Annotated in this window: 21 protein-coding genes; 12 read left to right on the forward strand and 9 right to left on the reverse strand. The window is 72.0% G+C overall.

Features of this window, described 5'->3' with window-relative positions; all coding sequences use genetic code 11:
- Positions 1-1,051 precede the first annotated feature (1,051 nt).
- The 3 genes from N8N77_RS09930 to N8N77_RS09940 are packed head-to-tail and all read left to right on the forward strand — an operon-like array spanning position 1,052 to position 5,297.
- On the forward strand, positions 1,052-2,137 hold the full coding sequence (locus N8N77_RS09930; protein WP_261166638.1) for an ABC transporter ATP-binding protein: 1,086 nt from the start codon (positions 1,052-1,054) through the stop codon (positions 2,135-2,137).
- The gene (locus tag N8N77_RS09935; protein ID WP_261166640.1) at positions 2,134-3,909 is read left to right on the forward strand and encodes an iron ABC transporter permease; all 1,776 of its coding nucleotides are present in this window, start codon (positions 2,134-2,136) and stop codon (positions 3,907-3,909) included. The genes N8N77_RS09930 and N8N77_RS09935 overlap by 4 nt, the downstream gene beginning before the upstream one ends.
- Positions 3,906-5,297 (forward strand): adenylosuccinate lyase family protein, encoded by a 1,392-nt coding sequence (locus tag N8N77_RS09940; protein ID WP_261166641.1) that lies wholly within the window; start codon positions 3,906-3,908, stop codon positions 5,295-5,297. Before N8N77_RS09935 ends, N8N77_RS09940 begins: the two co-directional genes overlap by 4 nt.
- Positions 5,298-5,318: 21 nt before the next feature.
- Here N8N77_RS09940 and N8N77_RS09945 read toward each other — a convergent pair whose 3' ends face one another.
- On the reverse strand, positions 5,319-6,341 hold the full coding sequence (locus N8N77_RS09945; RefSeq protein ID WP_261166642.1) for a nitronate monooxygenase family protein: 1,023 nt from the start codon (positions 6,339-6,341) through the stop codon (positions 5,319-5,321).
- Between the two features lie 124 nt (positions 6,342-6,465).
- Here N8N77_RS09945 and N8N77_RS09950 point away from each other — a divergent pair, with 124 nt between their 5' ends.
- The gene (locus N8N77_RS09950; RefSeq protein ID WP_261166643.1) at positions 6,466-7,491 is read left to right on the forward strand and encodes a RimK family alpha-L-glutamate ligase; all 1,026 of its coding nucleotides are present in this window, start codon (positions 6,466-6,468) and stop codon (positions 7,489-7,491) included.
- 162 nt (positions 7,492-7,653) lie between these two features.
- Complete coding sequence (gene gdhA / locus N8N77_RS09955; RefSeq protein WP_261166865.1) at positions 7,654-9,000, forward strand: NADP-specific glutamate dehydrogenase; 1,347 nt, start codon at positions 7,654-7,656, stop codon at positions 8,998-9,000.
- Between the two features lie 54 nt (positions 9,001-9,054).
- On the opposite strand, the gene N8N77_RS09960 is transcribed toward gdhA, so the two are convergent.
- The 4 genes from N8N77_RS09960 to N8N77_RS09975 all read right to left on the reverse strand — a co-directional run bounded on the left by N8N77_RS09960 (position 9,055) and on the right by N8N77_RS09975 (position 14,330).
- The gene (locus tag N8N77_RS09960) at positions 9,055-11,049 is read right to left on the reverse strand and encodes a beta-galactosidase (RefSeq protein ID WP_261166644.1); all 1,995 of its coding nucleotides are present in this window, start codon (positions 11,047-11,049) and stop codon (positions 9,055-9,057) included.
- A gap of 76 nt (positions 11,050-11,125) precedes the next feature.
- Complete coding sequence (locus N8N77_RS09965; RefSeq protein WP_261166645.1) at positions 11,126-12,445, reverse strand: ABC transporter substrate-binding protein; 1,320 nt, start codon at positions 12,443-12,445, stop codon at positions 11,126-11,128.
- A gap of 36 nt (positions 12,446-12,481) precedes the next feature.
- Positions 12,482-13,393: a carbohydrate ABC transporter permease gene (locus N8N77_RS09970; protein ID WP_261166646.1), complete on the reverse strand. Its 912-nt coding sequence runs from the start codon at positions 13,391-13,393 to the stop codon at positions 12,482-12,484.
- A gap of 1 nt (position 13,394) precedes the next feature.
- Complete coding sequence (locus N8N77_RS09975) at positions 13,395-14,330, reverse strand: carbohydrate ABC transporter permease (protein ID WP_261166647.1); 936 nt, start codon at positions 14,328-14,330, stop codon at positions 13,395-13,397.
- Between the two features lie 107 nt (positions 14,331-14,437).
- Here N8N77_RS09975 and N8N77_RS09980 point away from each other — a divergent pair, with 107 nt between their 5' ends.
- A complete protein-coding gene (locus N8N77_RS09980) occupies positions 14,438-15,466 on the forward strand; it encodes a LacI family DNA-binding transcriptional regulator (protein ID WP_261166648.1) in 1,029 nt (342 codons plus the stop codon).
- A gap of 20 nt (positions 15,467-15,486) precedes the next feature.
- On the opposite strand, the gene N8N77_RS09985 is transcribed toward N8N77_RS09980, so the two are convergent.
- From N8N77_RS09985 to N8N77_RS10000, 4 genes are all read right to left on the reverse strand, one after another.
- Positions 15,487-17,670 carry an alpha-galactosidase gene (locus N8N77_RS09985; protein ID WP_261166649.1) on the reverse strand — a complete coding sequence of 728 codons (2,184 nt, stop codon included), beginning with the start codon at positions 17,668-17,670 and terminating at the stop codon, positions 15,487-15,489.
- On the reverse strand, positions 17,663-18,862 hold the full coding sequence (gene galK, locus N8N77_RS09990; RefSeq protein ID WP_261166650.1) for a galactokinase: 1,200 nt from the start codon (positions 18,860-18,862) through the stop codon (positions 17,663-17,665). The genes N8N77_RS09985 and galK overlap by 8 nt, the downstream gene beginning before the upstream one ends.
- Positions 18,859-19,959: a galactose-1-phosphate uridylyltransferase gene (gene galT / locus N8N77_RS09995; protein WP_261166866.1), complete on the reverse strand. Its 1,101-nt coding sequence runs from the start codon at positions 19,957-19,959 to the stop codon at positions 18,859-18,861. Before galT ends, galK begins: the two co-directional genes overlap by 4 nt.
- Positions 19,960-20,058: 99 nt before the next feature.
- Entirely contained in the window at positions 20,059-20,802 is a 744-nt protein-coding gene (locus tag N8N77_RS10000; RefSeq protein ID WP_261166652.1) for a hypothetical protein, read from the reverse strand.
- A gap of 164 nt (positions 20,803-20,966) precedes the next feature.
- Here N8N77_RS10000 and N8N77_RS10005 point away from each other — a divergent pair, with 164 nt between their 5' ends.
- Genes N8N77_RS10005 through N8N77_RS10030 form a run of 6 tightly spaced genes read left to right on the forward strand, consistent with a single transcriptional unit; the run spans position 20,967 to position 26,237 of the window.
- A complete protein-coding gene (locus N8N77_RS10005) occupies positions 20,967-21,947 on the forward strand; it encodes a tripartite tricarboxylate transporter substrate binding protein (RefSeq protein WP_261166653.1) in 981 nt (326 codons plus the stop codon).
- Positions 21,947-22,468, forward strand: coding sequence for a tripartite tricarboxylate transporter TctB family protein (locus N8N77_RS10010; RefSeq protein ID WP_261166654.1), 522 nt, complete (start codon positions 21,947-21,949; stop codon positions 22,466-22,468). Before N8N77_RS10005 ends, N8N77_RS10010 begins: the two co-directional genes overlap by 1 nt.
- Complete coding sequence (locus N8N77_RS10015; RefSeq protein WP_261166655.1) at positions 22,465-23,967, forward strand: tripartite tricarboxylate transporter permease; 1,503 nt, start codon at positions 22,465-22,467, stop codon at positions 23,965-23,967. Before N8N77_RS10010 ends, N8N77_RS10015 begins: the two co-directional genes overlap by 4 nt.
- Entirely contained in the window at positions 23,939-24,883 is a 945-nt protein-coding gene (locus N8N77_RS10020; RefSeq protein ID WP_261166656.1) for a sugar kinase, read from the forward strand. Before N8N77_RS10015 ends, N8N77_RS10020 begins: the two co-directional genes overlap by 29 nt.
- Positions 24,884-24,885: 2 nt before the next feature.
- Positions 24,886-25,635 (forward strand): IclR family transcriptional regulator, encoded by a 750-nt coding sequence (locus N8N77_RS10025; RefSeq protein WP_261166657.1) that lies wholly within the window; start codon positions 24,886-24,888, stop codon positions 25,633-25,635.
- Positions 25,632-26,237, forward strand: coding sequence for a bifunctional 4-hydroxy-2-oxoglutarate aldolase/2-dehydro-3-deoxy-phosphogluconate aldolase (locus tag N8N77_RS10030; RefSeq protein WP_261166658.1), 606 nt, complete (start codon positions 25,632-25,634; stop codon positions 26,235-26,237). Before N8N77_RS10025 ends, N8N77_RS10030 begins: the two co-directional genes overlap by 4 nt.
- Positions 26,238-26,266: the final 29 nt, after the last annotated feature.

Consider the following 26,266-nt stretch of genomic DNA (forward strand, 5'->3'; position numbering starts at 1 on the left):
GAGCCGCAGGGCACCGTGACCATCTACTCCCCGCGACCCTCGGCGATCACCGACGAGATCATCCCCATGTTCGAGGAGGCGTCGGGCTACGACGTGCAGCTCGTGACCCTCGGCGCCGCCGAAGTGGCCGACCGCATCCGTGCCGAGGCGAGCAACCCGCAGGCCGACGTGTGGTGGGGCGGCACGCCGTCGCTGTTCACGCCGGCGGCGGAGGAGGATCTCATCGAGCCGTGGGGCGACGCCGTGCTCGACCTCGTGAACGACGAGTACCAGTTCGACGACGACAAGTGGGTCGCCGAGATGCTGCAGCTGCAGCTGATCGCCTACAACACCGAGATGATCGACGAGTCCGACGCGCCCCAGGACTGGGACGACCTGATCGACCCGAAGTACGCCGACCAGATCATCATCCGCGACGTGGCCGCCTCGGGCACGATGCGAGCGATCTACGCCGCCATGATCGATCGCTTCTACGAGGAGGACGGCAACCCCGAGGGCGGGTACGAGTGGCTGCGCGCCCTCGACGCCAACACCAAGGCCTACGCGGCGAACCCGGAGGACCTCTACCTCCGGCTGGAGCGGCAGGAGGCGGCGATCACCCTCTGGAACCACCAGGACATCATGGCCCAGGCCGCGCAGGGCGCCTCGTTCGACATCATCGAGCCGGCGTCGGGCTCGCCCATCAACACCGACGGCATCGCGAAGGTGGCGGGCGCCCCCAACCCGGAGGGCGCCGAGGCGTTCGCCGAGTTCCTCTTCAGCGCCGAGACCCAGGACTGGCTCATCAACAACGCGTTCCAGATCCCCACGGTCGACGTGGACTCCGAGCCGGACTGGCTGGCCGAGCTGAGCCTGAAGGAGCTCGAGTACGACAAGGTGCGCGTCGCCGAGCCCACGAGACCGAGGCTGATCGAGTACTGGACCGAGCACATCAAGGACCAGGGCTGATCCCCACCCGCCATCGCGGGCACTCCCGCCCCGGCCGGCCGCGCTCCGGCCGGGGCTCCCCCCACCGCGGCCCCGCGGGCCCCAGCAGAGACGAGGAAACGACGTGATCCCCATCCACCTCGACGGCGTCAGCAAGACCTATGGCGAGCAGGCCGACGCGCGGCCGACCGTCACCGTCGATCTCACCGTGGAGGCGGGGGAATTCTTCACCCTGCTCGGACCCTCGGGCTGCGGAAAGTCCACACTGCTGCGGATGATCGCGGGCTTCGTGGCTCCCACGGACGGCCGCATCCGCTTCGGCGACGTCGACGTCACGCGCACGCCCGCGCACAAGCGCGGCATCGGCATGGTGTTCCAGAACTACGCGCTCTTCCCCCACCTGTCGGTGGCCGACAACGTGGCGTACGGGCTCAAGCTGCGCGGCGTCGGCAAGGCAGATCGCGTCACGCGCATCGACCGGGCGCTCGAGCGAGTGGGCCTGGCCCGCTACGGCAAACGCCGCATCGACCAGCTCTCGGGGGGTCAGCAGCAGCGCGTCGCGCTGGCGCGAGCCATCGTGATCGAGCCCGAGGTGCTGCTGCTGGACGAGCCGCTGTCCAACCTCGACGCCAAGCTGCGCGAGGAGACGCGCATGCAGATCCGTCAGGTTCAGAAGGCGGCGGCCACCACGGCGATCTACGTCACGCACGACCAGTCGGAGGCGATGGCGATGAGCGACCGTATCGCGGTGCTCGCCGACGGTCGCGCGCACCAGGTCGACACCCCGCGGCGGATCTACGCCGAGCCGGCGACCGCCTTCGTGGCCCGGTTCATCGGGCGCAGCAACGTCGTCCCCGCCGTCGTGGTGCGCGCCGAGGCCGACGCCGCCGTCGTCCGGATCGGCGAGAGCGAGGTGGTGGTGCGGCGCCACCCCGACGTGGCGGTGGCTCCCGGTCAGCCGGTCGAGGTGTCGCTGCGCCCCGAGGCGCTCCGGGTGGTCGGCGAGGCCGACGCGGCGCTGCACGGCGTCGTGAGCTCGCTGGAGTTCCTCGGCTCCACCGCGATGCTCGAGGTCGACGTGGCCGGTTCGGTCGTGTCGGTCTCGACGCCCGACATCGATGTGGCAGCCGGCTCCCGCGTCGGGCTCGGCGTGGATGCGCGAACGGGGTGGCTCATCCCGGAGTCGGCCACCGATGGGGCCGGACGATGAGCACCGTCCTCCAGACCCAGACCGAGGTCGTCGCCCTCGAACGCACCGAGCCCGGCGGCCCCCGCCGCCGGCGACGGCTGACCCCGGGGGAGCGGTTCGTCGTCTTCCTCGCTCTGCCCATCTTCGCGGTCATCGTCTTCTTCGTCGTGCTGCCGATGCTCCAGACGGCGGTGCACAGCACGGGCGGCGCGGGGCTGTGGCAGAACTACGCCACGTTCTTCACCGGCGCCACCTCGAGAGCGCTGTGGACCTCCGTGTGGATATCGGTGGCCACGGTGGCGATCTGCGCCGTGGTCGGCACGGCCCTCGCGGTGCTGCTGACGCGCTTCGACTTCCCGGGGCGCCGGCTGCTCGACGTCATCTCGGTGCTCCCGCTCGCGCTGCCGTCACTCATCGGGGCGCTCGCGTTCACGCTGCTCTACAACGAGACCGGCATCTTCCCCCGCGCCATCGAGCAGCTCACCGGCATCGACGCCGGCGCCGTGTCGGTCACGGGCGTCAGCGGCGTGCTGCTCGTGCACGTGCTGACGATGTACCCGTACTTCTACCTCTCGGTCTCGGCCGGTCTCGCCGGCATGGACACGTCGCTCGAGGAGGCGGCGGCCGGTCTCGGGGCGCCGAAGTGGAAGGTGTGGACCACCGTCGTGCTGCCCATGCTCACCCCCGCCATGGTCGCCGGCGCGCTGCTGACCTTCATGACCTCCATGGCGTCGTTCACCGCACCTCAGCTGTACGGCGTCACCATGCTGACGAACCGGATCGTCGAGACCCGCGTCAGCGGCAACTACGAGCTCGCCTCGGCGCAGTCGACGGTGCTCGCGATCGTCTCGATCGCGTTCCTGTTCCTCATGCGCTGGTACCAGGGGCGTCAGACCTACCGCAGCCTCTCCAAGGGCATCCAGCGGGGGCGCACCCGGACCCGCGGCTGGCGGTCGGCGCTGGCCGGTGTCGTGAGCGCGTTGCTCGCGGCGATCCTCGTCGCCCCGGTCGCGGTGATCGTCCTCGTGTCGTTCTCCCAGAACCGCAGCTGGACCACGCAGGTGCTGCCGCCCGCGTACACGCTCGAGAACTACGCGTCGATCTTCACCGACCCCGACGCGTTCCTGCCCATCAACGTGTCGCTGCAGATGGCGTTCTTCGCCACGATCGCCGCGGTGGTGATCGGCGGCAGCGCCGCCTGGATCGTGTCCCGCTGGCCGCTGCGTCGGGGCCGCGGCGCCCTCGACGCCATGGTGATGCTGCCGTGGGCCCTGCCCGGCACGGTCATCGGCGTGAACGTCGCGACGGCGTTCGCCTCTCCCACCCCGGTGAACCTGGGGCTCGTGCTCATCGGGTCCCTGTACATCCTCCCGGTTGCCTACTTCGTGCGTTACGTGCCGCTGGTGTTCCGCGAGACGTCGGCATCCATCGACACGATCGATCCGTCGGTCGACGAGGCGGCGCAGTCGCTCGGCGCCTCCCCGCTGCGCTCGATCGTCACCGTCGTGATGCCGCTCGTGTGGAAGGGCCTCGTGGCGGGCGCTCTGCTGGCCTTCATCGACGGCGTCGGGGAGTACGTCGCCTCCGCGGTGGTCTACCCGGCCGGGTTCCCGCCCATGTCGATCGAGATCTACAACCGCATCTACTCGAGCGACTTCGGCTCGGCCGCCGCCTACGGCACGCTGCAGATCGCGATCATCTTCGTCGTGCTGCTGGTCATGAACCTCATGGAGCGACGACCGAAGGGCGACGAGGCGGCCCCCGTCGTGGCCGCAGCGGCCGGGATGCGATGAGAGCGCCCGACGCGGCCGCCCCGACGATCGCCGAGATCGCCGGGGAGGCCGACCGGTTCACCGATCATCGAGTGCCCGACGCGGGCATCCGGCGGCTGTTCTCGGAACGCAGCGTGTGGCAGGCGCGGCTCGACGTGGAGGCTGCGCTCGCGCGCGCCGAGGCCCGCCTGGGGATCATCCCGCACGCCGCCGCGGAGCGGATCACCGAGTGCGCCCGCGTCGAGGCGTTGGACGCGGCGCGGATCGAGGCGGCCACGCGTGTGCAGGCCCACCCGCTCGTCCCGCTCGTCGAGGAGCTCACGCGGGTCGTCGGCGGCGACGCCTCCGGCTGGGTGCACTGGGGCGCGACGACGCAGAACATCATGCAGTCGGGCATGGCCCTGCTGATCCGCGACGCGCACACCATCGTCGCCGCGCTCATCGGTGACTGCCTGACGGCGCTGGCGGAGCTCGCCGAGCGCTCCGCCGACATGATCATGCCGGGGCGCACGCACGGCCAGCACGCGGTGCCCATCACCTTCGGTCTCAAGGCGGCCACGTGGATCGACGACCTGCTGCGGGTGCGTGACCGCATCGACCGCGGCGTCGAGCCGTGCCTGCGCGTGATGATGGGCGGTGCCGTGGGGAGCTTCGCGTCGCTGGGTGACCGCGGGCCGGAGGTGCAGCGGCTCGTGGCGCGCGACCTCGGCCTCGGGGTCATGCCGATCCCCTCGCGCGCCGTGCTGTCGCCGCAGTCGGGGTACGTCATGGACCTGTCGCTGCTGGCGGCCGTCTGCGCGCGCATCGCGGTGGAGGTCGAGACCCTCATGGGCACCGAGTTCGGCGAGGTCTCGGAGCCCGTCCCCCCGGGGTCCGTCGGGAGCTCGACGATGCCCCACAAGCGCAATCCCAAGCTCGCGCCCGACATGATCGAGCTGTCGGCGCAGATCCGGGCGCTCGCACCGGAGGCGGTGCAGGCGCTCATCCACCCTCATGAGGCCGACAGCGGGGCCACGGCGGCGCTCGATGCGGCCATCGAGCAGGCGCTCGTGAAGACCGGCGATCTGCTTGTGCGCCTGCGGATCGTCGTGGAGGGGCTGGAGCTGTTCCCCCTGCGGATGCGGCGCAACCTGCAGCTGAGCGGCTCGATGCTCGGGTCGGAGTCGGTGATGCTCGCGCTGGGCGAGCGCATCGGCCGCGACGAGGCGCACCGCATCGTCTACGAGCACGCGATGCGGGCGGCCACCGAGGGGCTCGCCTTCGAGGAGCTGCTCATCACCGACCCTCGTGTGGCGGGGACCCTGGGGGCCGAGCGCGTCGTCGCGCTGCTCGATCCCTCGGCCCATGTCGGGCTCTCGCCGCGCCTCGCGCGCGAGGCGGCCGCCCGCGCCCGCGAGGCCGTCGGCTGAGCGGACGGCGACCGCCCGCGCTCAGGCCGCGCCGGCGAGCCACCGGACGACGTCGCCGGCCGGGCCCTCCGGGGCGGAGCGGAAGCCCGTGCCCGCCCACAGGTGCGCGACGTCGGCGTCGCCGGCGCGCACGGCCGCCTGCCGCAGCTCGCGCGTGAGGTGGTGCACGGCGGGGTACGCGACCGGCGCGAGGGCGCCGTACTCGTCGATGAAGCGGTTTCGCAGCGCTCGCGCAGGCCTGCCCGTGAACGCGCGGGTCAGCACCGTCTCCGTGAAGGCGGGATCGGCCAGCGCCGCCCGATGCACCGGGTTGGTGCCCGCCTCGTCCGTGCGCAGCAGCAGCGTGCCGATCGCCACGGCCTCCGCGCCGACGGCGAGGAGCCGGTGCGCGGCCTCGGGACCGTCGACCCCGCCGGCCGCGATGAGCGGGAGCCCGACGGCGGCGCGCACGTGCTCGACGACCTCCGTCGTGGGCACGTGACCGGGCATGCGCTCGGGCTGGTGAGCGGCGCTGTGCCCGCCCGCGTCGGGGCCCTGCACGACGAGGCCGTCGACGCCCGCCTCGGCCGCCGCCAGCGCCTCCTGGGTGGTGGTGACGCTGGCGAGCACCCGCGAGCCGGCACGCCGCAACGCCGCGATGTCGTGGGCGGACGGCAGGCCGAAGGTGAGCGAGACCACGGGCACGGGGTCGTTCACGAGCAGCGACAGCTTCTCGGCCCACGCGTCGTCGTCGGCGACCGGCGTCGGGTCGAGGGCGATGCCGTAACGCTCGGCCTCCGCCCGGATCGCGCCCGCGTAGGCGGCGAGGACGCCCTCGTCGGGAAGGTCCGGTGCCGGGACGAAGAGGTTCACGCCGAAGGGCGCGCCGTGTGCGCGCAGCCGCGCGATCTCGTCCGCGAGGCTCGCCGGCGCCTGATAGCCGCCGGCGAGGAAGGGGAAGCCGCCGGCGTCGGCGACGGCGGTGGCCAGCTCGACGGTGGTCGGGCCGCCGGCCATCGGAGCGGCGACGATCGGCACGCGGGACTCGAGCAGGGGAGTGGGCATGCGAGGCTCCTTCGGTTCGATCCCCCCACGCTACGCCGCGCGTCACGAACGGTCATCCCGGTGCCCGTTCCCCGTGGCCCTGCGAGGATGGAAGCACGCCCTTCCGTTCGACCGAAGGATTCTCGTGACCGACATCCGCCCCGACGCCGGCGCCGCGCCGGCCGTCTACGTGCTGCACGACAACCCCGACTGGATCCCGCCGCTGCGCGAGGCGTTCGACGAGCTGGGAGTGCCGCTCGTGGAGTGGGTGCTCGAGGAGGGCTCCGTCGACCTCGCCGGCGAGCCGCCCCAGGGCGTCTTCTGGTCGCGGCTCTCGGCGTCGAGCCACACCCGCGACCGCGCCCACGCCAAGGACTACGCGCGCGCCGTGCTGCGGTGGCTCGAGTCGCACGGCCGACGCACCGTGAACGGGTCATCGGTCGTGGAGATCGAGGTGTCGAAGGTCGTCCAGTACTCGCTGCTGCGCGCCGCCGGCTTCACCGTGCCGCACACCGTCGCGGTGTTCGGCAGGGCCGACCTCAAGCGCCGCGCGCGCGAGCTGCCGGTGCCGTTCATCACCAAGCACAACCAGGGCGGCAAGGGCCTCGGCGTGCGCCGGTTCGACAGTTACGACGCGTTCGACCGGTACGTGGACTCCGCCGAGTTCGAGGAGGCCTCGGACGGGATCACCCTTCTGCAGGAGTTCGTCGAGTCGGCGGATCAGTCGATCACGCGCGCGGAGTTCGCGGGCGGCGCCTTCGTCTACGCCGTGCGGGTGGACACATCCGCGGGATCGTTCGAGCTGTGCCCCGCCGACGCCTGCCAGGTCGACTTCTCCGCGCAGGCCGTGTGTGCCGTGCCCGGCTCGGAATCGACGCAGGACGCGCAGGCGGCGGCCGCCGCCGGCACCGCGGCGTTCCGCGAGCGCCTCGACATCGACGCGACCGATCCGCTCATCCGCCGCCTGGAGGCGTTCCTCGCGGCGCACCGCATCGAGATCGCGGGCGTCGAGTTCATCGAGAAGGCCGACGGCACCCGCGTCGTGTACGACGTGAACACGAACACGAACTACAACAGCGACGTCGAGGCGCTCACGAACCGCTCCCCGCGCCTCGCGCTCGCCCGCTTCCTCGGCGCCGAGCTGGCCAAGGCCGCCCCCGCCCTCGTCTGACGCGGCTGCGGCCGCGCGCTAGCACGGTGTGACGGCGCCGTCGACCGCGTCGCCTGCAGCGCCACGCCGGTTACGCTCGTCGAAGACCGCCGGCGATCGTCGCCGAGCCGGTTTCCCGTGGGACGGTCGTGAACCGTGCCCCCGACGCTGATGGAGAGCCCCATGCCGCAGCTGCACCCCCACCTCGTGCCGATCTTCGACGAGATCGTCCGCCGCAATCCGGGCGAGCCCGAGTTCCACCAGGCGGCCCGTGAGGTCATCGAGAGCCTCGCCCCCGTGGTCGAGCGACACCCGGAGTACGCCGACGCCGAGATCCTGCGGCGCCTGTGCGAGCCCGAGCGGCAGATCATCTTCCGTGTGCCGTGGGTGGACGACGCCGGCCGCACGCAGGTGAACCGCGGCTTCCGCGTGGAGTTCAACTCCGCGCTCGGGCCCTTCAAGGGCGGCCTGCGCTTCCACCCGTCGGTGAACCTCGGCATCGTCAAGTTCCTCGGCTTCGAGCAGATCTTCAAGAACGCCCTCACCGGCATGCCGATCGGCGGCGGCAAGGGCGGCAGCGACTTCGACCCCAAGGGCAAGTCCGATGCCGAGGTGATGCGGTTCTGCCAGTCCTTCATGACGGAGCTCTACCGCCACATCGGGGAGTACACCGATGTGCCGGCGGGCGACATCGGCGTCGGCGGACGCGAGATCGGCTACCTGTTCGGGCAGTACAAGCGGATCACCAACCGCTACGAGTCGGGCGTGCTCACCGGCAAGGGGATCAGCTGGGGCGGGTCGCTCGTGCGCACCGAATCGACCGGCTACGGGGCGGTCTTCTTCGCCCAGGAGATCCTGCGCACGGGCGGCGACTCGTTCGACGGCAAGCGCGTGGTGGTCTCGGGCGCGGGCAACGTCGCGACGTACGCGATCGAGAAGGTGCATCAGCTCGGAGGCACCGTGGTGGCATGCTCCGACTCGAGCGGCTACGTCGTCGACGAGGCCGGGATCGACCTCGAGCTTCTCCGCGAGGTCAAGGACGTCCGGCGCGCCCGCATCCGTGAGTACGCGGAGGCGCGTGCGGGGGCGACGTACGTGTCGGACGGCTCGATCTGGGATGTCCCCGCCGACGTGGCGATCCCCTCCGCCACGCAGAACGAGCTTGACGAGAGCGGAGCGGCCGCTCTCGTGCGGGGCGGCGTGAGGATCGTCGCCGAGGGGGCCAACATGCCCACCACGCCCCAGGCGATCCGCGTGCTGCGGGAGGCGGGCGTCATCTTCGCACCGGGCAAGGCCGCCAACGCCGGCGGGGTGGCCACGAGCGCGCTCGAGATGCAGCAGAACGCCTCGCGCGACGCGTGGACGTTCGAGCACACCGAGGAGCGGCTGCACGAGACCATGCGCGCCATCCACGACCGGTGCCTCGAGACCGCCGAGCGGTACGGCGCGCCGGGTGACTACGTGGTCGGCGCCAACATCGCCGGCTTCACCCGCGTCGCCGACGCGATGCTCGCCCTCGGCGTGATCTGACGCCACCGGCGCCGGACCGCGGCTCCCGCATGTGCGCGAGCCGCGGTTCCCGGGTCAGCGGACGACCGCGACGCCCCGCGGCGCGAGCACCGGGCCGCCGACGAGGTACTCGCCCTCGATGCCGTCGAGGCGCACCTCGTCGTCGGTGCGGTTGATGAGGAAGCGCATGCGCACGTCGCCGGCGCGGCGCACCGCCAGCTCGACGGTGCCCCGCAGCGGCTCCGGCAGCTCCGACTCGACGCCCGCGCGCTCGAGCAGCAGGGGCAGCAGCGCGCCGAGCCCGTCCACGCCGAGGCGCGTCGAGACGTATGCCGCCGCACCCTCGTCGACGGGGCGCCACGTCACCGCCGCGCCGCCCTCGAGGTCGCTCTCCGTGTAGCGGGCGAGCACCTCGACGTCGTCGGCGACGACATCGACGGGCTCGCTCCACAGCGAGCCGCGCGCGCCGATCGAGAGGCCGATCGTCTCGCCCTCCCACAGCGGGCGGAACTCCTCCACGCGCACGCCGAGCAGCTCCCGGAAGGCCCCCGGGTACCCGCCGAGCCACGCGCGGTCGTCCTCGTTCACGATGCCCGAGAAGTAGGTCGCCACGAGGCTGCCGCCGCCGCGCACGTACGACTCCAGACGCGTGCGCAGCCCCTCCGGCACCGCGTAGAGCACGGGCGCGATGACCATCCGGTAGCCGGACAGGTCGGCGTCGGCGGGCAGCACGTCGGCGCGGATGCCGGCGTTCAGCAGGGCCGTCCACCACTCCACGGCTTCGCGGCGGTAGCGCAGCCGCTCGGTCGGGTGGGAGTCGAGCTCGCTGCCCCACCACGAGTCCCAGTCGAACAGGATCGCCACCTGCGACGGGTCGCGGTCCGAGCCGGCGACGGGCTGCAGGTCCTGCAGCAGGCCGCCGAGCCGCACGACCTCGCGGTACACGCGCGTGTCCTCGCCGCCGTGCGGGACCATCGACGAGTGGTACTTCTCGGCCCCGGCGGCCGACTGGCGCCACTGGAAGTAGCAGACCGCGTCGGCTCCGTGGGCGACGTGCGTGAGCGAGTCGCGCACGAGCTCGTTCTCGCGCTTGGGCCGGTTGATCGGCTGCCAGTTGACGGCGCTCGTGGAGTGCTCCATGAGGAACCAAGGCCGCAGTCCCGCGACGCCGCTCGTCAGTGCCGCGGAGAAGGCGAGCTCATCGCGTCCCTCGGTGACGTAGTGGTCGTTCGAGACGAAGTCGACCTCGTGCGCCCAGTCGGCGTAGTCGGCATGCCGGGTCTCGCCCATGATCATGAAGTTCGTCGTCACGGGGATGTCCGGGGTGATGCGGTTCAGGATCTCGCGCTCCGCGATCAGGTGGTCCTTGAGCGCGTCGGACGAGAAACGCGCGAAGTCGAGCTGCTGCGTCGGGTTGGGGAACGCGTACGAGCGGCGCGGCGGCAGGATCTCGTCGAACGAGCCGTAGCGCTGCGACCAGAAGGCCGTTCCCCACGCGTGGTTGAGACGATCGATGCCGCCGTAGCGCGCCTCGAGCCACGCGCGGAACGCGCGCGCCGCGTCGTCGGAGTAGTCGTAGGCGTTGTGGCAGCCGAGCTCATTGTTGACGTGCCACGCGACGATGCCGGGGTGGGCGGCGTACCGCTCGGCGAGCTTCTCGACGAGGGCGAGGGCGTAGCGGCGGAAGACCGGTGACGTCGGGCGCCAGTGCTGCCGGCCGCCGGGCCAGGCGGTGGCGCCGTCGGCGGTCTGGGGAAGCACCTCGGGGTGTGCCGTCGTGAGCCACGGCGGCGGCGAGGCCGTCGCGGTGGCGAGGTCGACGCCGATGCCGTTGGCGTGCAGGAGGTCGATGACCTCGTCGAGCCACGCGAAGTCCCACTGGTCCGCGGCCGGCTGCAGCTTCGCCCACGAGAAGATCGCGACCGACACCACGTCGACCCCGGCCTGCTTCATGAGGCGGACGTCCTCGTCCCACACCTCCCGCGGCCACTGATCCGGGTTGTAGTCGGCGCCGTAGGAGATGCGTCGGGGCGTGCCGTCGGGCGTGCGAAGCCAGCGGTGATTCTGCATGCGGGAGGGAGGTCCTTCGGTGTCGTCAAAAAGGGAATGGGGCGGGGTCCGGCCGCGGACCCCGCCCCATCGCGGGTCATTCGATGGTGAAGCCCTGCTCGGTGCCGTAGTCCTCGAGCGTGGACTGCCAGGCGGCGAGGCCGTCGGCGATGGTCGTCTGGCCCAGGAACGCCTGGCCCACCGAGTCGCTGAAGACGGTGTTGGCGTACACCTGGTAGGGCAGGTACTGCCAGCCCTCGACCACGGCGGCGGACGAGGCGGCGAACACCTCGTTGGCCTTCTGGCCGCCGAAGTAGTCGAACTCGACGTTCAGGAACTCCTCCGACTCGAGGTCGGCGACCGTCGCGGGGAAGGCGCCGCCGTCGAGGCGGGTCTGCACGCCGTCGCCCGCGTTCGCGTACTCGATGAACTCGTAGGCGAGCTCCTTGTTCTCGGCGTCGGCCGGGATGGCCAGCGAGCTGCCGCCGTTCTCGGACGACGTCTCGACGCCCTCCTCCCACTGCGGCATCGGCGCGACGCGCCACGAGCCGGCGCCCTCGGGCGCGCTGCCCTCGAGGTTGGCGGGCATCCACGCGCCGATCGGCAGCGTGGCGATCGTGCCGTCGGCGAGGCCGGCGAACCACTCGTCCGACCAACCGGAGATCGGCGAGACGAGGTCCTCGTCCAGCATCGTCTGCCAGACCTCGGCGTAGCGCTGTGCGCCCTCGTCGCCCGTGAGGTCGAAGCCCACCGTGGTGTCCTCGACGGTCCACGGGGTGCCGCCGGCCTGCCACATGATGGAGGCGGCGAGGCCGGCGTCACCCGAGTCGTTCGTGATGTAGACGTCCGGGTTGGCGGCGTGCAGGTCGCGCGCGGCCTGGAGGTACTCGTCCCACGTGGTGGGCACCTCGATGCCGTACTGGTCGAAGATGTCCTTGTTGTAGAACAGCGCCATGGGGCCCGAGTCCATCGGCAGCCCGATGATCTGGTCTCCCGACTGCACCGACGACCAGGGGCCGGGGGCGTAGGTGCCCTCGTACTCGTTGGCGCCGTACTCGGTGAGGTCCTGCAGCGCGCCCTGCAGGGCGTACTGGGGCAGCGCGTAGTACTCGACCTGCGCGACGTCAGGAAGGCCCGTGCCGGCCGTGATCGCGTTCGACAGCGCCGTGTACGAGTCGATGCCGGTGCCGACGTTGACGAGCTCCACCGTGACGCCCGGGTTCTCGGCCTCGAAGTCCTCGACGACCTGGTCGAGCGTGGGCTCCCAGGCCCACACGGTGATGGTGCCGCCCTCCTCCAGGGCGTCGTCGGTGTCGGTGGCGCCCCCGCCGGTGCAGCCGGCCAGGGCGAGGGTGGCCACGCCGGTGACGGCGGTGCCGATCAGGACGCGACGCGTCCGGGGTGTGATCCGGGTCATGTGATTCTCACTTCTTCGTGTGGGGTGGGGTGGGGATCATTCCTTGACGGAGCCGGCCGCCAGGCCGGACTGCCAGTACCGCTGCAGGAAGAGGAACGCGATGATGAGCGGCACGATCGTGAGCAGCGATCCGGTCAGCACGAGGTCGAAGATCGCCGTGCCGCCCGCGGTCGCCGCCTGCGCGTTCCACTGGTTCAGACCGATGATGAGCGGATACCAGTCGGGGTCGCGCAGCATGATGAGGGGCAGGAAGTAGTTGTTCCAGGTGGCCACCATGGTGAACAGCAGCACCGTGACGAACCCGGGCGCGAGCAGACGCAGCGCCACCTGCCAGAAGATGCGGAACTCGCTGGCGCCGTCGATCCGCGCGGCCTCCATGAGCTCGGTCGGGACGGCCTCGCTCGCGAACGTCCACATCAGGTACAGGCCGAACGGCGAGATGAGCGACGGGATGATGACCGACCAGGGCGTGTTCGTCAGGCCCATCGAGCTGAACATGAGGAACGTCGGCACCGCCAGCGCCGTGCCGGGCACCGCGACGGCGCCGATGACGACGGCGAAGACCGCGCGCTTGCCGGGGAAGTCGTACTTCGCCAGCGCGTAGCCGCCGAGCACGGCCAGCAGCGTGGCGCCGCCGGCGCCGACGACGACGTAGAGCAGCGTGTTGCCGAACCAGCGCAAGAAGATGCCGTCGTCGTACGTCAGGGCGCGGCCGATGTTGTCGAAGAGCGCGAACTCGTCGCCGAACCACAGGCCGAAGCTGCTGAAGAGGTCGCTCTGCGTCTTCGAGGCGTTGATGAAGAGCCAGATGAGCGGGATGAGCGAGTACACGAGCACGATGGCCGTGAGCACGGTGAGCGTGATGCTGCGGCGCGGCTTGTCGACGGTGCCGACGGAACGGCGGCGCGTGGTGGTCGGCGAGAGGGTGAGCAGGCGGGTGGTCGTCATGTCAGTCGGCCTTCCGCATCCCGCGCAGCTGCACGACGTAGGCGATGATCATCGTGATCAGGCCCATGATGATCGCGACGGTCGCGGAGTAGTTGAGCTGCTGCCCCGCGAACGCGAGGTTGTAGGCGTAGAGGTTGGGCGTGAACGAGGTCGTGATCGCGTTCGGCGCGAGCGACTGCATGATGCTGGGCTCGTTGAACAGCTGGAAGCTGCCGATGATCGAGAAGATCGTCGCCACGACGAGGGACCCGCGGATCGCCGGAAGCTTGATGGCGCGGATGATCCGGAACTGGCTCGCACCGTCGATCGCCGCCGCCTCGTAGAGCGAGGAGGGGATGACGCGCAGCGCCGAGTAGAAGATGAGCATGTTGTAGCCCAGGAACTCCCAGGTGACGATGTTGCCGATCGAGGCGAGCACGAGCTCGGGCGACAGCAGGTCGGGCAGCTGGATGCCGAAGAAGTCGTTGAGGTTGCCGACCAGACCGAAGCGGGTGCCATACATGAAGCCCCACATCAGCGCCGCCACGACCGCGGGCACGGCGTAGGGGAGGAAGATCGACAGGCGGAAGAACCCGGCGCCGTACAGCCGGCCGCTGTCGATCGCGAGGGCCGCGAGCAGCGACAGGAAGAGCATGATCGGCACCTGGATGAGCAGGAACAGCCCCACGCGGATCACGCCGGCCCAGAACGCCGCGTCGCCGAACGCCGCGACGTAGTTGTCGAGGCCGACGAAGGCGTTGCCGCCGACGAGCTGGTTGCGGAACAGGCTCAGCCAGAGGGCGTACAGGATCGGCGCGATGAAGACGAGGACGAACACGAGCGCGAAGGGCGCCAGGAACCCCCATCCCGTCCATCGTCCGCCCGCATGACGCGTGCGACGTGCCGGGGGCCGGACCGGTCCCGTGATCGCCGTCGGTGGTGGTGACGTCGTCGTCATCGCTGCAGCTCGCCTCCTCGCGTGGTCGCCGCGCTGATGTTTACGCAAACATCATCACATATCGCGAGCGCTCGCAACCCGAGCGGACGCGATACGGTGATGCCACCATGTCTGAGAATCGGGTGCGCCGCGAGACCCGGCGCGTGTCGATGGCCGACGTCGCCGCGCGCGCCGGGGTGTCGATGCAGACCGTCTCGCGCGTGGCGAACGGCACGGCCGCCGTCGTGCCCGAGACCCGTCAGCGCGTGCTGCGCGCGATGAGTGAGCTGGGCTACCGGCCCAACAGCGCGGCGCGCGCGCTCAAGCTCGGCTCCTTCCGCACGCTCGGCGTGCTCTCCCACACCCTCTCCACCCTCGGCGATGTGCGCACGATCGAGGCCATCGCGCTCTCGGCGGCGGCCGAGGGGTATGCCACGACGCTCATCCCCGTGCACGCCACCAGTCAGGCCGGGGTGGATCGGGTGTTCTCGCGCCTGCAGGAGCTCACGGTCGACGCGCTCATCCTCAACATGGAGGCGCCGATGCTCGCGCACGCGGCGGAGATGCTGCCGCCGGGCGTTCCCGTCGTGTACATGGATCCCGACGTCGCCGAGGCGCAGGTCATCGTCGACACCGACCAGGCCGGTGGTGCGCGCCAGGCGACCGAGCACCTGCTCGGGCTCGGGCACCGCACCGTGCACCATCTGGCCGGGCCCGAGACCTCCCGTCCCGCCGCGCGCCGCATCGAGGGCTGGAGCGCCGTGCTGCGGGGCGCCGGCCGCGAGGTGCCGCCGATCGTGCGCGGGGACTGGAGCGTCGAGTCGGGGTACCGTGCGGGCCGGGCGTTCGCCGCCGATCCGGCGTGCACGGCGGTGTTCTGCTCGAACGACCAGATGGCTCTCGGTCTGTATCGCGCCCTCGCGGAGGCGGGGCGCCGCGTGCCGGAGGACGTGAGCGTGGTGGGCTTCGACGACACCGCCGACGGGCGAGGCTATGCGCCGCCGCTGACCTCGGTGCACCAGGACTTCGCCGACGTGGGGCGCCGCTGCGTGGCCTCGGCCCTCGACCTCGTGCGGTCCGGACCGCCGCCGCGGCCGCAGATCACGATCGTCGGCACGGAGCTCGTCGTGCGCGAGAGCACCGCCCCGCCCCGCTGACGGGACGGCGGCGGGGCGGCTCAGGCCGCCTGCACGTCGATGATCATGGCCTGCTGCGGCGCGAGCGCCGGCAGCGGCAACCCCACCGTCGTGAGCGCGACGGCGGGCACCGTGATGCCACCGGCGCTCCGAGCGGCATCCACCCAGGACGGCTCGACGTCGCTCATCGTGCGCGCGGGGCCGAACTCCTCGCGGATCCGCACGCGCACCCGATCCGACGCGACCCCGGTCAGGCCGGGCAGGGTCACGACGCCCGAGCGTGTCTGCGGCACCGTCTCGGTGCGGCTCCACCGATACACCGCGCGGGTGCCGTCGTGCGCCACCACGCCCTCGAGCGCCGCGCCCGCATCGAGGCCGTCGGCGTGCACGACGCGGCCGGAGTGCAGCAGGGGCCGCAGCTCTCGGTACAGCGAGCCCCACGCGCGGATCGCGTCCAGCTCGTCATCGGAGCACTCCAGCAGGTTCCACTCCACGCCCGCGTGCCCGAACAGGGCGGTGGCGAGGCGGTAGGCAAGGCCCGTGGTGCGACCCGTCGTGTGTGCCGTGGGCGGGCCGACGTGCCCGCCGATGAGCTCGGGCGGCAGCAGCAGACCCGTCCACTGCTGGATGCGCGCCCGCTCGACCGGGTCGTTGCAGTCCGAGGCCCACACGCGGTCCGTGCGCGCGAGGATCCCCAGGTCGATGCGGCCGCCGCCGGCCGAGCACGACTCGATCTCCAGCCCGGGGTGCCGGCGACGCAGCTCGTCCATGAGACGGTACAGCGCGAGGGTCTGCTCGCGCACGATCGGGCGATCCCGGCCGTCGCGCTGCGCCACCGCCTCGAGCAGTTCGCGGTTGTGATCCCACTTGAGGTAGGCGATGTCGTACTCGTCCACGAGCGCGGAGATCCGATCCCGCAGGTAGGCCCACGCGTCCGGCCGCGAGATGTCGAGCACGTGCTGCCCGCGCATCGTGCCGCCGCGTCCCCGGGACGGGCCCAGAACCCAGTCCGGATGGGCCCTTGCGAGGTCCGAGTCCTCGCTGATCATCTCGGGCTCGAACCACAGTCCGAAGCTCATGCCGTGCCGACGCAGGATCTCCACGAGCGGGGAGAGGCCCTGCGGCCACACCTCGGGCGAGACGAACCAGTCGCCGAGCCCCCGCGTGGCGTCGCGGCGCGCCCCGAACCAGCCGTCGTCCAGCACGACCCGCTCCACGCCCACGCGCGCCGCCCGCTCGACGAGCCGCTCCAGCGTCGGGAGGTCGTGGTCGAAGTACACGGCCTCCCACGTGTTCAGCACGAGGGGGCGGGGTGACACCGGGTGACCGGGTCGCGCCCGCAGCCGGTCGTGCAGCCGCGCCGCCACCCCGTCCATGCCGGCGTCCGACCAGACGTACAGGACGGTGGGGGCACGGTAGGCGTCGCCCGGCGCCAGGACGACCTCGCCCGGCGCGAGCCCCTCACCCGCGCCGATGACGCCGGCATGCGACCCGGCTCCCTCGGGGAGGCGCTCGGCGAGGTAGCGCTGATCGCCGCTCCACGCCAGGTGCGTGGCCCACACCTCGCCCGACCGGAACCCGAAGCCGGCGGTCCCGGCCATGAGGAGGAACGGGGAGTCGTGGCCGGGCCGTCCGCGCCGTGACCGCCGCACGTGCGCGCCGAACCCGAACGACGAGCGCTGTGGCGCGCGCTCCCGGCACCAGCGACCCGTGAAATCCAGCAACTCGGCGGCGCGCTCGGGCACCGGCATGAGCGCGAGGGCCCCGTCGAGGGTGTACGGCGCGGCGTCGTCGGCCAGCGTCAGGGCCTGCTCGACGGCGAGCACCCCGTGGCGATCGAGGGTGAGCCGGATGTCGGCCGTCAGCCCGGTGATCTCGTCGGCGAGGCGCACGTGGAGCCGCTGCGTGCCGCCCTCCTCGCCCACCTCGTGCGAGACCAGCCGCGGCCGCGGCGTGGTGGCCGCACCGCTCGCGTGCCCGGAGACGGAGGGCGTGCCGACCCAGCCGTCGCGTTCGGTGGCCCACAGCGACAGCACGCGCGGCACGTCCGGCTCGGAACCGGACGTGCCGACGGCGTCGTACGCGGCGAGGTCCCGCAGCGCCGCGGTGCCGAGGTCGCCCACGTCGGCGCCCCAGTGCACGATGCGCGGCACCGCCCCGTCGAGCGCGACGACGACGCTCGTCCCCGCGGCGCGCAACAGCACCGGGGAGGGCGTGTCAGACATCGCGACCGGCGCCCGCAGACGCGGTGACGGGGAAGATGCGCGGCTGCGCGAAGCCGGCCTGCGCGAAGGCGTCGGTCACCGCGCGCGAGACGTGCTCCTCCGCACCGGCCTCGACGAGGGCGATGGCCGCGCCACCGAAGCCGCCGCCCGTCATGCGTGCGCCCAGGGCGCCCGCGGCGACGGCCGCGTCGACGGCGGTGTCGAGCTCGGCGACGGAGATCTCGAAGTCGTCGCGCATCGAGGCATGGGAGGCCAGGAGCAGCTCTCCGATCGCGCGCGGACCCTGCTCGCGCAGGGTGCGTACCGTGTCGAGCACGCGCTGGTTCTCGGTGACGATGTGGCGCACCCGTCGGAACGTCACCTCGTCGAGCACGCTCCGGGCGCGGTCGAGGTCGTCCACGCCCACGTTGCGCAGCGCCGGCACGCCGAGGTGGGCGGCTCCGCGCTCGCAGGCCTCGCGTCGGTCGCGGTAGCCGCCCGTGGAGTGGGCGTGCTTCACCTGCGTGTCGATGACCAGCAGCACCAGTCCCTCGCGCGCGAAGCCCAAGTCCACGGGCTCAAACTCGAGCGAGCGGCAGTCCAGGAACGTGCCGGCGTCGACGCGGCCGAGCATCGACGAGACCTGGTCCATGATGCCGGTCGGAGCGCCGACGGCCTCGTTCTCGGCGGTCCTGCCGATCTGCGCGAGCTGGATGCCCTCCAGGCCCAACTGCCACAGCTCGTCCAGGGCGAACGCGGTCGCCCCCTCGATGGCGGCCGACGACGACAGCCCTGCCCCGACGGGCACGTCCGACGCGAAGGCGATGTCGAGACCCGCGACGGTGTGCGCGCCCCGGCCGGCGGCGTCGAGCGCGGCCCAGGCGACGCCGAGCGGGTACGCCGCCCACTCGGGCACCTCGCCGCGCTGAACGGCGGCGCCGGCGTCGCCCGCGAAGACCGTGGCGAGCCGGGCGATGGGCATCTCCACCGGGTGGTCCGGGTCGAACGTCGAGGCGACCCGGACGATGTCGTCCGCACGCACGCCGACAGCGGCGTAGGTGCGTCGATCGATCGCGAAGGGCAGCACGAAGCCCTCGTTGTAGTCCGTATGCTCGCCGATGAGGTTCACGCGCCCGGCGGACGACCACACCCCGGCGACCGGGGCGCCGCTGAGCGAGGCGAGGAGGTCGCGAGCCTCGTCGAGGGCGCTCACGCGATCTCCCCGACCTCGGCGATGGCGGCGCGCAGCCGCTCGGCGGACTGCTCCGGCGGGATGTCTCCGACCCAGGCGCCCATGGCGGCCTCCGACCCCGCGAGGAACTTCAGCTTGTCGGCCGCGCGACGCGGCGACGTGAGCTGCAGATGCAGCCGGGCGCTGTCGCGCGCCACGTTGACGGGCGCCTGGTGCCACGCCGCGATGTACGGGGTGGGCGTGTCGTAGAGGCGGTCCACGCCGCGCAGCAGCCGCAGGTACACCCGAGCGAGCTCATCGCGCTCGGCGTCGGTCAGCTCGGCGAAGTCGGCGGCGTGACGACGCGGCGCGAGGTGCACCTCGACCGGCCAGCGTGCGGCGAAGGGGACGTACGCGACCCAGTGCTCCGCCTCGAGGACCACGCGGGGGCCCGCCAGCTCGAAGTCGAGGATGCGGGCGAACAGATCGCGGCCCTCGCGCTCGATCGACCGCAGCAGGAGCTGCGTGCGCGGGGTGATGTACGGGTAGGCGTAGATCTGCCCGTGCGGGTGGTGCAGCGTGACGCCGATCGCCTCGCCGCGGTTCTCGAACGGGAAGACCTGCTCCACGCCCGGCAGGGTGGAGAGCACGGCCGTGCGGTCGGCCCAGGCCTCGATCACCGTGCGGGCGCGCGTGACCGACTGCGTGCCGAACGACCCCTCACGCTCCGGGCTGAAGCAGACCACCTCGCACCGGCCCACCGACGTGAAGGTGCGGCCGAGGCCGGGGGCCTCGAGGTCGCCCGGCGGGTTCTCGCCGGCGGGCGCCTCTCCCGTGGCCTCGGCCAGAGCCGGCCCGAACGAGGGGGAGCGGTTCTCGAACACCACGACGTCGTACTGGCCCGGGACCTCCGACGGGTTCGTCGGGGTCTGCGGGGCGAGCGGATCCAGGTCGGCGGGTGGCAGGTGTGCGCGGTTCTGGCGGGCGGCGGCCACCGAGATCCAGTCGCCCGTGAGCACGTCCCGCCGCATGGTCGCCGTCGCGGGGCGGGGGTCGAGGGTGCGCTCGTCGACGCGTCGCTCGGGCGGCAGCGTCGTGCCGGCGTCGTCGAAGTAGATGAGCTCTCGACCGTCGGGCATGCGCGTCGAGCGCTTGACGACGCCCGCGCCAAGCGGGGTGGGGGAGGGTGTCACGACGGTGGGAGTCACGACGTGATCCTACCTACGGTGCGACCGGGATCAGCGCTCCACGGCGGGGGCGACCTTGTGCTCGAGCACCTCGATCGCGTCGTCGGAGAGCGCGATGAGACCGTCCAGCTCCTCGCGCACGCGCTTGTAGGCCACCTGGCGCTCGGAGGCGGTGGCCGATTGGTCGACGGCCACCTGCAGCAGCTGCCGCGCGCGTTCCAGCCGCCGGCGCTCGGAATCCGTGAAGCCGCTGTCGCGCACGCGTCGCGCGTCCTGCTCCGCCACGTCGAAGGCCACCTCGAAGTCGTGCACGGCGTCGCGGTACTCGGCCAGCGTCTCGGGATCGATGCGGGCATCGGCTGAGGCGGGGCGGAGGGCGTCGGCGGCCTTCTTGGCCCGCAGGAACGCGGCCGTCAGGGGCTGGCGCCCGTCGCTCATGGTCGGGAAGGCGATCAGCTTGGCCACGTCGAGCTCGTAGTCGAGCCAACGGCGTGTGACCTCGTCGTGGGTGTCGAGCAGCCGCCGCAGCCGCTCCACCCGGCCCTTCCGGTCGAGTTCTTCGATCGGCTCGTCGCCCGTGCGACCCGCCGCGATCGCCTTCGCCTGGGCGCGGGCGGCCAGCTCGGCGGTCTTCGCCTGGCTGCGTGCCTGGATGAGCTCGAGCCTGCGCTGGTGGCGCAGCTTCGATTCCTTGCGCCACCAGGACCCGAACCCGTTGGCGGCAGCGGCGACGGCGGCGCCGAACGGGAAGATCAGCCACCAGTAGTCGCCGGCCCAGGTCAGGAACTCGCCCACTTGCTCAGCGTAGGGGCTGTGGTGCGGCGACGACCACCGGCCGCCCGCCGTCCGGCGCTCTCGGCCCGGGGTTTGCGCGCGAAGCCCGATCCTCCTACGCTGGCGTGCAGCTACTGCAACGATGTTGCGTAGACCGCAACAATCCCCGACGAAGTGGATGACACATGGCCAAGTCCCGCACTCGACTGATCCTTCTCACCGTCGCCGCGGCGACCTCGGCGGCCCTCGCTCTCACGGGCTGCGCGAACCGCAGCGGAGGCGGGGGCGGCGACGCCGCCGACTTCCCCTCGAAGCAGATCACGTTCTACACGCCCACCCAGGCGGGCGGCGCGACCGACCTCACGGCGCGGACCCTCGCCGAGGAGCTCGAGGCCGAGCTCGGGCAGGCGCTCGTCGTCGACAACCGTCCCGGCGGGGCCGGCTCGGTCGGCATGGCCCACCTGGCGGGCCTCGAGCCCGACGGCTACTCGATCATGGTGTTCCCCGTGGAGGTCAGCCTGCTGGGCCACCAGGGCTACGACACCGACCCGGCGGACTACGACTTCCTGGGCATCGTGAATGAGCAGCCAGGCGCGATCGCCGTCCCCGCCGACAGCCCCTACCAGACGCTCGAGGACCTCGTCTCGGCGGCCGCCGAGCAGCCGGGCTCCGTCACCGTCTCGAACGCCGGTCCCGGTTCGATCTGGGAGGTCGGCGCGCTCGAACTGGGCCGTGTGGCGGACGTCGAGTTCCAGGGTGTGCCGTTCGACGGCGGCGCGCCCGCCGTGACCGCGGCGGTCGGCAAGCAGGTCGACGCCGTCGTCGCCGGCGCCGCGGAGATGGCGCAGGCGCACGCCGACGGCCAGCTGCGCGTGCTCGCCGTCTTCACGGAGGAGCCGGTGCCCGTGCTCGAGGACGTGCCGACCGCCGGTGACGCGGGCTTCGACGTCGTCATCGGCAGCTGGGCCGCCATCGGCGCCCCGGCAGGCCTCGACGACGGCGTGAAGGAGACGCTGGAGTCCGCGCTGGAGGTCGCCGCCACGAGCGACGCCTACACCTCGTTCATCGAGAAGAGCGGGAACATTCCCGTCTTCGTCGGTGCCGACGACGCGGCCGAGTTCGTGCAGGCCGAGCACGAGCGCTTCGCCGAGCTGCTCGCCGAGTGATGAGCGGCGCAACGGTGCTCCCCGAGGAGGTGACCGAGGTGACACAGGACGATGCGACCGCCGAGGCGGACTCGCCCGCCGCGGGCTCGCGGCCCCGCGAGATCGCGATCGGGGTCGGCGTGGCCGTGCTGGGCGCGGCGGTGCTGCTCGCCGTGCAGGCGCTCCTTCCCGAGGCCGGCCGAGACGCGTTCGGGCCGCGCTGGTGGCCGGGCGGCCTCGCCCTCGCCCTCACTGCGCTGGGCGTGGCCCTCGCGATCGTCGGCGGCCTGCGTCCGGCGGCGGCCACGGAGGACGCCCCGACGCGGCGCGGCATCGTGCGCCTCGTGATCCTGCTCGCCCTCATCGTCGCGTACGGCGCGGCGTGGCAGTTCATCCACTTCATCCCCGTGACGCTCGTGCTGTCGTGCGCCGCCGCCGTGGTGCTCGGAGCGCGCGGATGGAAGGGCCTGATCGTCTTCCCGATCGTCATCACCGCGATCCTCTTCCTCCTGTTCGGCGTGCTCCTGGGGGTGCCCCTGTGAACCCGTTCCTCTCCGGGCTCGAGGCCCTCCTCGACCCGACCATTGCGCTGTGCCTGGTCGTCGGCGTGCTCATCGGCACGATCGTCGGCGCGGCGCCCGGCATCACGGCGACGATGGCGGTCGCGCTCGCCGCCGGCTTCACGCTGACCATGGAGCCGCTGCAGGGCCTGTCGGTGCTGCTGGCCATCTACGTCGCGGCGCAGTTCGGCGACCGTGTGCCCTCGATCCTCGTGAACACCCCGGGCACCCCGGCGTCGATCGCGACGACGTTCGACGGCTATCCGATGGCCAAGCAGGGCCGAGCGGGAATCGCCCTGACCAGCTCGGCGATCGTCTCGGCGGTCGGCACGCTCATCGGCGTGGCGATCCTCATCTTCCTCGCCCGGCCGATCTCCTCTGTCGCCCTGAGCTTCGGACCCGCCGAGATGTTCGCCCTCGTCGTGTTCGGCATGACGATGATGGTCGGCGTCTCGGGCGGGCGCATCATCAAGGGCCTCGCGGCCGGCGCGTTCGGTCTGCTGCTCGGCACGGTCGGCAACGACCCCATCAGCGGCGCCCAGCGCTTCACCTTCGGGATCCCCGAGCTCAGCAGCGGCATCCCGTTCATCGCGGCCATCATCGGCCTGTTCGGGATCGCGGAGGTCTTCAACCAGGTGGTCTCGTCGCGTTCGGGCGAGCTGCCCGCGCCGATCACGCAGCTGGGCCGCTGGTGGCCCAACCGCGAGGAGCGGCGGGAGCTGCGCAAGCCCACGCTCATCGGCTCGGGGGTGGGTGCCGTGGTCGGCGTCATCCCGGCCGCGGGCGGTGACATCGCGGGGGTCGTGGCGTGGGACCAGGCCCGGCGCGCCTCGAAGCACCCCGAGGCGTTCGGCAAGGGCGCGCTCGAGGGCGTCGCGGCGGCCGACAGCTCCAGCGCCGCAACGATGGGCGGGTCGGTGACGACCACGCTGTCGCTCGGCGTGCCCGGTGACTCCGTGATGGCCGTCATGCTCGGGTCCATGGTGGTCTGGGGCCTCCAGCCCGGCCCGGGGCTTCTCACGAGCCGTCCCGATCTCGTCTTCAGCCTCGCGGGAATCATGATCCTCGCGACGCTGCTCGCGCTGGCGCTGGCCCTCGTGCGGATGCGTGGCGTGGTGAAGCTGCTCGCGATGCCCACGCACTACCTGTCGGTGGTCATCCTGCTGTTCTGCATGGTGGGCACCTACGCGGTGTCGAACTCGGTCTTCGACGTGATCCTCATGTTCCTGTTCGGGCTCGTGGGTCTCGCCATGCGCCGGTTCGGCTTCCCCGCCGGCCCGCTCGTGCTGGGGCTGATCCTGGGCCCGCTCGCGGAGTCGAACCTGCGTCGCGCCCTGCTCATCGACGGTGTCGGCACCTTCCTGACGAGCCCCATCGCCATCGCGCTCATCCTGCTCAGCGTGGGGGCGGTCGTGGCGCCCCGCATCCGCTCCCTCATGAAAGGACGCGCACGTGAGCTCGACAGCGTCTCGGCCGGCTGACGCCGCCCCGCGCCCGAGCGTGCTGTGCCTCGGGGAGACGATGGCGCTCGTCACGCCGCGGGAGGCCGTGCGGCTGCGGACGGCCGAAACGTTCGCGATCAAGGCGGGCGGCGCCGAGTCGACGGTGGCGATGTATGTCGCCGATTCCGGTCACGTCGCCCGCTGGGTCAGCTGGCTCGGTGACGACCCGCTCGGAGAGCGCATCCTCGACGAACTGCGCGCGCACGGCGTCGACGTGTCGGCCGTGCGCCGGCGGCACGACGCGCCCACGGCGGTGTACCTCAAGGATCCCGGCGACGGCGACACGACCGTCTACTACTACCGCGCGGGCTCGGCCGCGTCGCGGATGGACGAGTCGGTGTTGCGCGACATCGACTGGTCGGGCGCGGCGGTCCTGCACGTGACGGGCATCACGGCAGGCCTCTCCGAGAGCTGCGCCGGCATGCTCGCCGCGGTGGTGGCCGAGGCGCGGCGGCGCGGCGTGACCGTCTCGTTCGATGTCAACTATCGGCCGCGGCTGTGGCCCGTCGAGACGGCGGCGCCGCGGCTGGCGGCGCTCGCGGCCGGGGCCGACATCGTGTTCGTGGGGCGCGACGAGGCCGAGACGCTGTGGGGCGACGGCGACGCCGCCCGGCTGCGGTCGGCGCTGGGGATCGCCGGCCGGCTCGTGGTCAAGGACGGCGACATCGGCGCCACGGAGGTGTGGAGCGAGGACGGGATCGACCGCCGCGCCTTCGTCCCGGCCAATACGGTGGATGTCGTCGAGCCCGTGGGTGCGGGCGACGCCTTCACGGGCGGCTACCTCGTGGGCCTCCTGGAGGGGGAGGGGCCCGAGGGCCGTCTTCGCCGGGGGCATCGTTTCGCGGCGCGCGCGCTCGGCAGCACGCACGACTTCGTCCCCCGAGGAGCGGTCTGAACATGTCGCAGAGCATCCACCGTGCCGCCGAGATCCTTGAGCTGGTGAGCGTCGAGCCGCGCACGCAATCGGAGGTGGCGGCTCACCTCGGCGTGCACCGCTCGACGGCGCTGCGGATGCTGCAGGCGCTCACCGAGACCGGCCTGACGCGCCGGCACGCGGACGGGCGCTACGGCGTGGGGTATCGCCTCAGTGGACTCGCGCGGACGGCGCGCGACCAGTTCGATCTGGCGAACATCGCGCGCGCCACGCTGGCCGAGCTGGGCCGTGAATGCCGCCACACGGTGCACCTGGCCACGCTCGACGGCGATCGCATCGTGTACGTCGACAAGATCGAGCAACCCGGTATGGTTCGGCTGTACTCGCAGATCGGCCAGCCGGTCGTGCTCCACACCGCCGGGGTGAGCAAGGCGATCCTCGCGTATCAACCCGCCGAGACGGTGGATCGCATGCTCGCCGGGCACGAGTTCGCGCGATACACCGACACGACGCTCACCTCGCGGGCGGCGTTCGAGGAGGACCTCGAGCGCACCCGGGAGCGCGGGTGGGCCGTCGACGACGCGGAGTACGAGAGCTTCGTCAACTGCATCGCCATGCCCATCCGCGACGCGAGCGACGAGGTCATCGCGGCCGTGTCGATCACGGCGCTCAAGGCCAGCGCGGAGCTCGAAGACCTCGAGCGCCTGCAGGGTCGCCTGGACGAGGTCGTGAGGGCGATCTCCTATGACATCGGCTGGAGGGAGTCGCCATGAGCGGCATCGCATTCGAGGACCTTTTCGCGCGGACGCCCGTGATGGCGATCCTGCGCGGCTACACGACCGAGCGCACCCTGGAGCTGACGCGTCTGGCCTGGTCGGTCGGCGTGAGCGGCGTGGAGGTGCCGATCCAGTCACCGCAGGGCATCGAGGCCCTCGAGGTTACCGCCGCCGCGGCGCGGGACGCCGGACGGGCGGTCGGGGCGGGCACGGTCGTCTCCGTGGAGCATGTGCGCGTCGCTCGCGCCGCGGGGGCCGCATTCACGGTGGCGCCCGGGTTCGACCCCGATGTCGCGCGCGCGAGCCTCGATGCGGGCATGCCCCATCTGCCGGGCGTGGCCACGGGCACCGAGATCCAGGCCGCCGCGCGCTTCGGGCTCGGCTGGCTCAAGGCCTTCCCCGCCTCGGTGCTCGGCTCACCGTGGTTCACGGCGATGCGCGGGCCGTTCCCGCAGGTGCGGCTCGTGGCCACCGGCGGCATCACCGCGCGCAACGCGGAGGAGTACCTCCGCTCCGGCGCCGACGCGGTCGCCGTGGGCAGCGCGCTGGAGGACGAGTCCCAGCTGCCGCTGCTCGCGGGGCTCGCCTACGCCTCCTGACCTTCCTCCCCACACCGACGACGCCTCCG

Source organism: Microbacterium sp. Marseille-Q6965, assembly GCF_946151065.1.
Taxonomy (GTDB): domain Bacteria; phylum Actinomycetota; class Actinomycetes; order Actinomycetales; family Microbacteriaceae; genus Microbacterium.